The organism is Candidatus Dormiibacterota bacterium (assembly GCA_035532835.1).
GTDB lineage: Bacteria > Vulcanimicrobiota > Vulcanimicrobiia > Vulcanimicrobiales > Vulcanimicrobiaceae > DAHUXY01.
The window spans coordinates 1-8454 of the sequence record DATKQG010000018.1 but is presented as its reverse complement, the minus strand read 5'-3'; the positions used below and the strand labels follow the sequence as shown (position 1 = coordinate 8454).

Here is an 8454-nt window from a genome sequence, read left to right as displayed (position 1 = left end):
CCCAATCGCGTGCCCGGTTTCCGGCAAAGGCTCGACCGCGCGCTCGCACTCAAACTGGGCGTACCAGCGCCCGAGCTTGCAGACCAGCCACGCACGGCCAAACGGCGGCACGGCGCGCCCCTTACGCAGCTTCACGCTACCGACGCCCGGAATGCGGACGCGGTGCTGCGTCGCATCGAACTTCAGCGCGCGATCGCCATGCGGGTAGGTGATTTGCCGCCACCGGCGGGCAGCCCTAAAGCGCGGGAAGCCCGGCGTTTCGCCCTGCTTGCAGCGCCGAAAGAACGCCTGCATGGCGAGATCCAAGCGGCGCAGCGCCGCATCCTCAATCTCGCGATAGACCCCGGCGAGATGCGCAGATTCTTTGCGCAGCGAGGTCACCTCGGCGTACTGCATCTTCATCGAGACGCTCACGCCGCGCAACCTGTAGGCGTCTTTACGCTGCTGGAGCGCAGCGTTGTAGAGATGGCGCGTGACGTGGAGCGCGTGGTGAAGCGCCGCGTCTTGAGATGCGGTTGGGTAGAGTCGCACGGTTTCAATGCGCTTCACCCTATCATTATCGCAGACGGAGTGCCACCTGTATGGCCCAGTGGAGGCGCAGAGCGGAGAAAAGGCCGTTGTGCGTGGCTTAACGGCTGGACGCCTTGCCACCAACGCGGCGAAATACCGTCGCCGCTTGCAACGGGGTCGTTCGCATCCTACTCACTACCCATGGAGTCCGATTGCAGCGTCAGTTCGGTGTCGCTCGTCTGGTTAAAATATCCGCCCGAGGGCAGCTGTTTGCGCAGCGTGGAGTACTCCTTGATCGAGGTCGGCACGAAGTGCTGGACGTCGTAGCCGATGGTCGAGTCCGCATTCATCGTCATCGCCCCGACGCCGATTTGCGTCATCTGGCGATGCTCGGAGATCGTCAACATGCCGTTCACATTCTTGGTGACGGTAAAATCGATCGACGTCGAGCCGTTCTTGTTGGCACCGCCTTCGTGCCAATGCTGTTTCCCATCGAGCGCCGATGGGTCGTAAAAGTGGGGTGCCAAAAGCCGGATGACCGAGATCTCCTCCGGATTCACGCCCTGCGGGTTCTGGCAGGTGGTGCTGGTGTCGGCGAAGACCGCGCAGGTGTCGGCGGCGGCATTGCGACCGTTTTGGCCGGCCTCGCTGACGCTGACGACCAACCCCTTATCGGGCTGGATCCCCATGATATCGATGGAAATCGTCCCCTTATCGGAAACGGTCGCGCCGTAGTCGGTGGAACCGCTACCGGTAACGGGCGCCCCCATCGGACCCCCTGCATTTCCGCTAGCGCTCTCGGTGTCGTGTTGGTCACCCTGCTGGCCGACGCTAAACGCGTACACGAGGTGACGGAGCGATTTCGTCTGTGCATGAGCCGGAACGCCACCGCACACCACGATCGCTAAGGCCGATAGGACGTATGCAAAAAGACGTTTCATGCCGGGCTCTACCGCGTACTTCAGGCCACTCCCTTTACACAATCTCAACAAATGCAAATGGCCGAGCGTTGAAGCTCGGCCACGATTTCCAGGAATGCGCCCAGCGCACTAGGCCAAATGGTCGACCGATCCGCCGATCCCGATAGACGAGAACAGCTTGGCAGCGACGATTTTATCGAGCGTCTGAACATTCGAGAGAACCCCAATGTTCACGCCTTCGGACACGCTGGCCGCTGCCAGCCCGGTTGAGAGTGCCGCTACATCCATGCGATGATGAAACCTCCACCCTTAGTATCGGTAAATACCGGTGAAAAGTCCAGACCACCCCGAAGGGAGCCCACCGTGAACCCGCTGCTCGGTACCTTTATCCGCCTGACCGTTGCGATCGCCGCGGTGATCGTAGCGTTCTTCCTCCTCTTAGTCATCATCAAGGTCGTCCTCGTGGCGGCGATCCTGGCGGCGCTCGCGGTCGGAGGCATCTTCCTCTTTAACTTCTTCCGGCGCCAGCGCCGGCGGTTACCCGTCGTTCGCTAGGAGACAAACTCCAGGAGTACCTGCCCCAGCCGCTCCGGCTCCTCGAGCATCGGCATATGTCCGGTCGCCTCGAAGACCTCCAGGCGCGCGCGCCGAAACGAGCCCGCCATTTCGGCCGACTCCGCCGGGCTGACGACGCGGTCTTCGGCCCCGGCCACCACCAGCACCGGCATTTCGAGATCCGGCGCGATGTCGTCGGCGGGATCGCGTAGCGCCATGCCGCGCAGCAACGCGGCCAAACCGCGGACCTCATTTCGCCCGGCGATCTCGCGAGCTAACCGCTCCAGATCGGGATGCAGCCGCGCGGTCTGCGGTGCGAACAGCGTCGGTATCACCGCATCGACGATCTCTCGAACGCTCCCCGCAGCTTCCGCGCGATCCGCAAGTTCGTTGCGCCATCGCGCGCGTTCCGGCGTGTCCGCGGCCGTGCGACTGCAGACCAACGCAAGGCGCTCGACGCGCTCCGCGTACATTCGCGCAAACGCCAGCGCCACGTAACCGCCGAGCGAATGGCCCACGATCGTTGCGCGTTCGATGCCGAGCGCATCGAGCACGGCGGCGATGTCGCCGGCCATCGCTTCCATAAGATACGGCCCGGGCGGAACGCTCGACGCACCGATGCCGCGCAGGTCCGGAGCGATGACGCGATGGCTTGCGACCAGCGTTTTCGCGCTCTGCATCCAGATGTCGCGCGTCAGCGGAAAGCCCGCCAGCAGTACGATTGCGGGCTCCGCGTTCCCGTCGATTTGCACGTCGATGCGTGCGCCGTCATTGTTTACGCGCATCCGCGCGCGCTCCGCGATATCACCAAAACTTGCATAACTCCTCGTAATACTGTATAAGGTAGGCAACAACCCTGGCTGCTCCGTAGCCAGAGAAAGGATGACTCCACACACATGGCAGTCAAACGAACGAAGAAAGCGGCGCCGAAACGCGCGAAGAAGGCGGCAGCGCCGAAACGCGCGGCACGCAAGACGACACGCAAGACCGCGGCCCGCAAGACCACCCGCAAAAAGACGACCCGTAAAAAGGCGACGACCCGCAAGAAAGCAACGCGTAAGAAGGCCACTCGCAAGAAGGCAACGCGTAAGACCGCGGCTCGCAAGACCACCCGCAAAAAGACGACCCGCAAAAAGGCAACGACTCGCAAGAAAGCAACGCGTAAGAAGGCCACTCGCAAGAAGGCAACGCGCAAGACTGCGGCTCGCAAAACCACCCGTAAAGCTGCTCCCCGCCGCAAGGCCCGCAAAGCAGCCCCCCGCCGGAAAAAGGCTGTCGCAGCCTAGTCATTCCGGCATTTTTTATACCCGCGAGTCGCATCGGCGACTCGCTTTTTTTTGCCCGCACGTCTAGATGCTTCGCACGATCGGCACAAAGATCCACACCGCGAGAATAGCGACGATGCAGATGCCTCCGGCCAGCGCGAAGGCGATATGCAAACCGACGATCGAGGCGACCGCGCCGACCACCAGCGATCCTCCCGGAACCACGCCCATGGCGATCATCGTATACACCGAAATGGCGCGCCCTCGCACTTGATCCGGGGCGAGCACTTGGATCATCGTGTTGCACGCTCCCAGATATGCGAGCGTTCCAACACCGATTGCGAAGAGCACCGGGATCGCAAGCGGTATCGACCAGACCGTTCCCAAGGCGAGCACGCCCGCCGACATGCCCAGCGCCGATACGAGCCAGAGCACCGAGCGCCGTTCGAATTGCGCGAAGTGCGCCGTGAGCAGGGCTCCACCGAATCCACCGATGCCTACTGCGGCCACCGCCCAGCCCAGTTGCTGCGCGCCGCCGTGCAGCGTGTTCACGATATAGGCGGGAATCAATTGACTGTAAGGACGCACCAGGATCGCGGTGAGCACAAACGACCCGACGATCCAGCGCAGGATCTTGTGTCGCACCAAGAACGCTATTCCAAACCGGATCGACGTCAGCATCGACTCGCGCCGCCGCTGCGTCGGGGGAGACGGCGCCATCATCGCCACCGCGACCACGACGGCGAGCGTGGCGAACGCGTTGACGTAGAACGATCCCGCAACCCCGACCCAAACGATGAGGATGCCGGCGATCGCGGGGCCGATCACGGCCGGGGCGTTGAATGCGACCGAATTCAAGCCGATGGCATTGCCCACGTAAGCACGCTCGACCAACATCGGCACCCAGCTCTGCCGCGTGGGCGAATCGAATGACTGAGCGGCCGAGTTTCCGACCGAGATCACGGCTAACCAGAACAGGCTCAGGGAGTGGAAGCTCGCCAGCAACGCCAGAGCGAGGGCGGCGAGCGCCATCGCGCCGTTGGCGAGCATCAATACGCGGCGGCGCGGAACCATATCCGCCACGACCCCGGCAACCGGTGAGAGCAGCAGCACCGGTAGCGCGCGCGACGCCCCGAGGATGCCCAAGTACAACGCCGCGCGATGAGGCGTAACGGCAAGCTGCGCGACGTAGTACCCCATCGCGGTAAACTGCATCCAGGTGCCCAAATTCGAGATTAACAAGCCGATCCACAGCAGCCGGAAATCGCGAAACCGCAACGATGCGAGGATCGAGAGCGTGCGTCGTGCCGGCGGACGTTCGCTCACGATCGCGCGGCCACGGCCGCGACGATGAGCGCGGCGCTTCCCTCCTCACCGAACGCGGCGGTGTCGATCGAGAGATCGTAATGCTTGGGATTACCGAACTCCGCATCGTACCAGTCGCGCAGGTGCGCCTTGCGCGCGCGGTCGATTCGGTCGACCTCCGCCTGCGCCGTCGCGCGTTCGAGCGCGAGATCGCGCGCGACGTTCTCGATACGCCAATCGCGCGGTGCGTGCATGAAGACGCGTAACACGTCCGGCCTGCGCCCGAGGATCAGCGCGGCAGCGCGCCCGATGACGACCGTGTCTCCCCGCGCCGCGTACTCCCGTACCGCCTCCTGGACCTCACGCAGATACTCCTCGTCGAAACTCTCGCCGAAATGGGCCGCGTTGACCTCGGGGGTCGACATCTCCAAACTCGAGAGCAATCGCTCCCCAAGCGATCGGCCGACATCCTCTACGGCCTCCACTTCTTCCGGCGTGGTGCGCATGCGCTTGGCTACGATGATCGGCAGCTCACGATCGACCAACGCATATCCCAAACGCGCGGCGACGCGGTGCCCGATCGCGACCGCGCCTGCACCGTACTGATTCGAAATCGTCACGATCACAGCGGTTACTCCGTAGGTTCCCACACGTGCGGGGAGCCGGGCATCCGCACTTCGAAGCCAGACGGGTGCCGCCGATCATCCAGACGCATGAGCTGCGCAAAGTCTTCCGCACCGTCCGCAGAATTCCGGGGCCCTTCGGCGCGGTTCGGACACTCTTTTCGCGCGAGCACGAGGAACGCGTCGCGGTCGACAGCGTGACGATGGCGCTCGAACCGGGCGAATTGGTGGGATACATCGGCCCCAACGGAGCCGGAAAGTCGACGACCATCAAGATGCTCACCGGCATCCTCGTGCCTAGCTCCGGCGAGGTGCGCGTAGCGGGTATCGTACCGTACGAGCGACGCCAGGAAAACGCCCGCAACATCGGCGTCGTCTTCGGCCAGCGCAGCCAGCTCTACTGGGATTTGCCGCTGATCGAATCCTTCGAGCTCCTGCGCGCCATCTACGGCATTCCGCGCCCGCAGTACCGCCGCAACCTCGACGCATTCATCGAACTGCTGGCCATGGACGAATTTCTACGCACGCCCGTCCGCCAGCTCTCGCTCGGGCAACGCATGCGCGGCGATTTCGCCGCGGCGATGCTCCACGATCCGAAGATCATCTATCTCGACGAACCGACCATCGGCCTGGACGTGGTGGCAAAGGACGCGATCCGCGATTTCATCGCGCGCATCAACGCGGAGCGCGGAACGACCGTGATCCTCACCACCCACGATCTCGCCGACGTGGAGCGATTGTGCCGGCGTATCATCTTGATCGATCGCGGCACCATCATTTTTGATGGGGATCTCGAGCGAATCAAAGGCGAGTACGGACGCTTTCGCACCCTGGTCTTCCGCTTTGCGGAGCCGGTCGGCGCACCGTTCTTGAACGGGGCCGAGCTGGTCGAATCGGACGGCATCACCGCCCGCTTTCGCTTCGACCGCAACGCCCAGCGAGCCGACCTGCTGATTCGCCTCGCGAGCGAGACCTATCGGGTAGAGGATGTGAGTATCGAGGAGCCCGACCTCGAATCGATCATCCGGCGGATCTATGTCGAAGGATACGAGCGTCCGAACGTGGAGAGCCTCACATGATTTTTTCGAGCGGCACCAAGAAACCGAAGATTCATTCGAGCGCCTATGTGGCCCCGACCGCCGTGGTCAGCGGAGACGTGACCATCGAGGCGGGCTGCGCGATCCTTCACGGCGCGGTCGTTACGGCCGAAGGGGCACCGATCGCGATCGGGGCGGAGTGCGTCATCATGGAACAGGCCGTGGTGAAATCGAGCGGCGGCAGCGCGCTGAACTTTCCGGTTCGGATCGGCGAGCGCTGCATCGTCGGCCCACACGCCTACGTCGTCGGAGCCTCGATTTCCGCCGGATGCTTCATCGCGAGCGGCGCGCGGATCTTCAATGGTGCGCGAATCGGCGAGCGTTCCAGCGTCGCTCTGGGCGCGACCGTCCACATTTCAACCGTTGTGGCGCCGGGGACGCGCGTTCCGATGCAGCACATCGCGTACGGCGATCCGGCTCGGATCGTGAGCCCGGAGCACGCGGCGGAAGTTCACGAAGCTTTAAACTTTTTTGAGACGGTATTCAATCTGGAGGCCGGCGAGGACGTACGCGCACAAGCGGCCACGGCATACGCCCGGTTCTTGCGCAAGGCGCACGCGCAGGACGCACCGGTCGGCGATGGGACCCACACCACGAAAAGCTCGCCGCGGCGCAGCGCCGGCGACGAGCCGCCAAAGGCGCAGATTGCGGAAGTCGACGGCGTGGTCGATGCGATGATGCTCGAATTGCAAGAGATGGAGCACCGCCGCGCCGAGTCGCTCAAGAAAAAGCCGTCACGCTAAGGCTCGCTCGATGATCGCAGCCCGCCACTTCGAACCGTATGTCGAGTTCGCGAAAAAGGCCTTTGCTCGCGAGGCTACCTATCGCCTCGAGGTTCTCACCGAGGTGGGATCGCTCGTGCTGCGCGTGTATATTCTGCGCTCGCTCTGGACCGCGCTCTACGCGCAGAATATAGCGCCGATCGGGCTCCCGCTGCATGGGATGATCACCTATGCGACCGTCGCGCTCTTGATGTCGTTGATTTTGGAAGTCGACGGGACCCGCTTGATTCGCGAGAAGATTCGCGAGGGCACGATCGCCACCGATCTGATGAAACCGATCAGCCTCCCGACCTACTTCTTCAGCGACGGCGTCGGGCAGACGCTCCTCCACGCGCTCTTGGTCGTTCCTTCGCTCGCCTGCGCTCTGCTGCTCGTGCACATCGACGTCCCGCCGCCGGCGACGCTCGCCGTCTTCGCGCTCTCGTTTCTGCTCGGGTACTGCGTGAATTTCTTCATCAATTTTTTGATGAACACGATCGCTTTTTGGACGCTGGAGACCTTTGCGATTCAAATGATCGTGCGCTGGGTCTCCGACCTGCTCAGCGGGCAGATCATTCCGTTGACGTTCTTTCCCGGAGTGCTCGGACGGCTCGTGTTCGGGCTGCCGTTCGCGGCCGTCTATTCCACGCCGCTGCTGATTTACGTCGGCATCATTCCACGCACCGCGTGGATGCCCAGCCTTGGAATCCAATGCGCGTGGTTACTCGCCTTCGCCGGCCTGTCGCATCTCGTGTGGCGCGCGGCCTCACGACGTGTGGTCATCCAGGGCGGATGATCCTAGCATTGCGTCGACTCATCTTTGAAAGGGGCCCTGCGTGCAGCTAACCCACACCGGCTACAACCGCTTGATGCTGATCGTAGCCGGCCTAGGCGGATTGCTCTTCGGCATCGACGTTGGGGTCATCGCTGGAGCGCTGCCCTATCTGGCCGATACCTCCGGGTTTAGTGCCGAGCAGCTCTCGTTCATCGTCGCCGCGGTGCTGTTGGGGAGCGTCGTCGCGGTGCTCTTTGCGGGCGTCTTGGCAGATTGGATCGGGCGAAAGTACCTGATGGCCGCCAGCGGCTGCATGTTCGTCGTCAGCGTTCCGCTCATCGCCCTCTCGCACGACTACGGTACGCTCGTCTTCGGACGGCTACTGCAAGGAACCAGCGCTGGGCTGATCGGCGTCGTCGTGCCGCTCTATCTCGCCGAGTGCTTGCGCGCAAAAGACCGCGGTAAAGGCACCGGGATGTTTCAATGGATGCTCACGTTCGGATTCGTGGTGGCCGGGCTCATCACGGTGTATTTCAGTTATCGCCTGGGTTACGTTGCGCAAACGGGCGATGCGGCGGCGATCTTTGCGTTCAAAAACCACGCTTGGCGCAACACGTTCTGGGTTTCGCTACCGGCGGGCGTG

Annotated in this window: 12 protein-coding genes; 6 read left to right on the top strand and 6 right to left on the bottom strand. The window is 63.0% G+C overall.

The features are described 5' to 3' along the window. The 3 genes from VMW12_02630 to VMW12_02620 form a co-directional block, all read right to left on the bottom strand. The coding region (locus VMW12_02630; protein HUZ48620.1) for a transposase at positions 1 to 549 on the bottom strand (549 nt) is incomplete at its 3' end. Between the two features lie 149 nt (positions 550 to 698). Then, positions 699 to 1451 carry a hypothetical protein gene (locus VMW12_02625; GenBank protein ID HUZ48619.1) on the bottom strand — a complete coding sequence of 251 codons (753 nt, stop codon included), beginning with the start codon at positions 1449 to 1451 and terminating at the stop codon, positions 699 to 701. Positions 1452 to 1559: 108 nt separating this feature from the next. Further along, positions 1560 to 1718, bottom strand: a complete 159-nt coding sequence (locus VMW12_02620; protein ID HUZ48618.1) for a hypothetical protein — start codon at positions 1716 to 1718, stop codon at positions 1560 to 1562. A gap of 75 nt (positions 1719 to 1793) precedes the next feature. Between VMW12_02620 and VMW12_02615 the strand changes: the two genes are divergently transcribed. After that, entirely contained in the window at positions 1794 to 1985 is a 192-nt protein-coding gene (locus VMW12_02615) for a hypothetical protein (GenBank protein ID HUZ48617.1), read from the top strand. Here VMW12_02615 and VMW12_02610 read toward each other — a convergent pair. Beyond that, complete coding sequence (locus VMW12_02610; GenBank protein ID HUZ48616.1) at positions 1982 to 2770, bottom strand: alpha/beta hydrolase; 789 nt, start codon at positions 2768 to 2770, stop codon at positions 1982 to 1984. The genes VMW12_02615 and VMW12_02610 overlap by 4 nt on opposite strands. Before the next feature lie 111 nt (positions 2771 to 2881). On the opposite strand from VMW12_02610, the gene VMW12_02605 reads away from it, so the two are divergent. Further along, the gene (locus VMW12_02605) at positions 2882 to 3271 is read left to right on the top strand and encodes a hypothetical protein (protein HUZ48615.1); all 390 of its coding nucleotides are present in this window, start codon (positions 2882 to 2884) and stop codon (positions 3269 to 3271) included. A 63-nt stretch (positions 3272 to 3334) separates the two neighbouring features. On the opposite strand, the gene VMW12_02600 is transcribed toward VMW12_02605, so the two are convergent. Beyond that, complete coding sequence (locus tag VMW12_02600) at positions 3335 to 4576, bottom strand: MFS transporter (protein HUZ48614.1); 1242 nt, start codon at positions 4574 to 4576, stop codon at positions 3335 to 3337. Continuing rightward, positions 4573 to 5181 (bottom strand): cytidylate kinase-like family protein, encoded by a 609-nt coding sequence (locus VMW12_02595; GenBank protein ID HUZ48613.1) that lies wholly within the window; start codon positions 5179 to 5181, stop codon positions 4573 to 4575. Before VMW12_02595 ends, VMW12_02600 begins: the two co-directional genes overlap by 4 nt. A gap of 65 nt (positions 5182 to 5246) precedes the next feature. On the opposite strand from VMW12_02595, the gene VMW12_02590 reads away from it, so the two are divergent. From VMW12_02590 to VMW12_02575, 4 genes are all read left to right on the top strand, one after another. Next, positions 5247 to 6257 (top strand): ATP-binding cassette domain-containing protein, encoded by a 1011-nt coding sequence (locus VMW12_02590; GenBank protein HUZ48612.1) that lies wholly within the window; start codon positions 5247 to 5249, stop codon positions 6255 to 6257. Further along, a complete protein-coding gene (locus VMW12_02585; protein ID HUZ48611.1) occupies positions 6254 to 7018 on the top strand; it encodes a gamma carbonic anhydrase family protein in 765 nt (254 codons plus the stop codon). Before VMW12_02590 ends, VMW12_02585 begins: the two co-directional genes overlap by 4 nt. 10 nt (positions 7019 to 7028) lie before the next feature. Further along, positions 7029 to 7832: an ABC-2 family transporter protein gene (locus VMW12_02580; GenBank protein ID HUZ48610.1), complete on the top strand. Its 804-nt coding sequence runs from the start codon at positions 7029 to 7031 to the stop codon at positions 7830 to 7832. 40 nt (positions 7833 to 7872) lie between these two features. Continuing rightward, positions 7873 to 8454, top strand: a 582-nt coding sequence (locus VMW12_02575) for an MFS transporter (protein HUZ48609.1), incomplete at its 3' end; no start/stop codon positions are given.

Coding starts and splice junctions, on each gene's coding strand:
- VMW12_02585 (HUZ48611.1), top strand. CDS start 6,254: ATGATTTTTTCGAGCGGCACCAAGAAACCGAAGATTCATTCGAGCGCC.
- VMW12_02605 (HUZ48615.1), top strand. CDS start 2,882: ATGGCAGTCAAACGAACGAAGAAAGCGGCGCCGAAACGCGCGAAGAAG.
- VMW12_02580 (HUZ48610.1), top strand. CDS start 7,029: ATGATCGCAGCCCGCCACTTCGAACCGTATGTCGAGTTCGCGAAAAAG.
- VMW12_02620 (HUZ48618.1), bottom strand. CDS start 1,718: ATGGATGTAGCGGCACTCTCAACCGGGCTGGCAGCGGCCAGCGTGTCC.
- VMW12_02610 (HUZ48616.1), bottom strand. CDS start 2,770: ATGCGCGTAAACAATGACGGCGCACGCATCGACGTGCAAATCGACGGG.
- VMW12_02625 (HUZ48619.1), bottom strand. CDS start 1,451: ATGAAACGTCTTTTTGCATACGTCCTATCGGCCTTAGCGATCGTGGTG.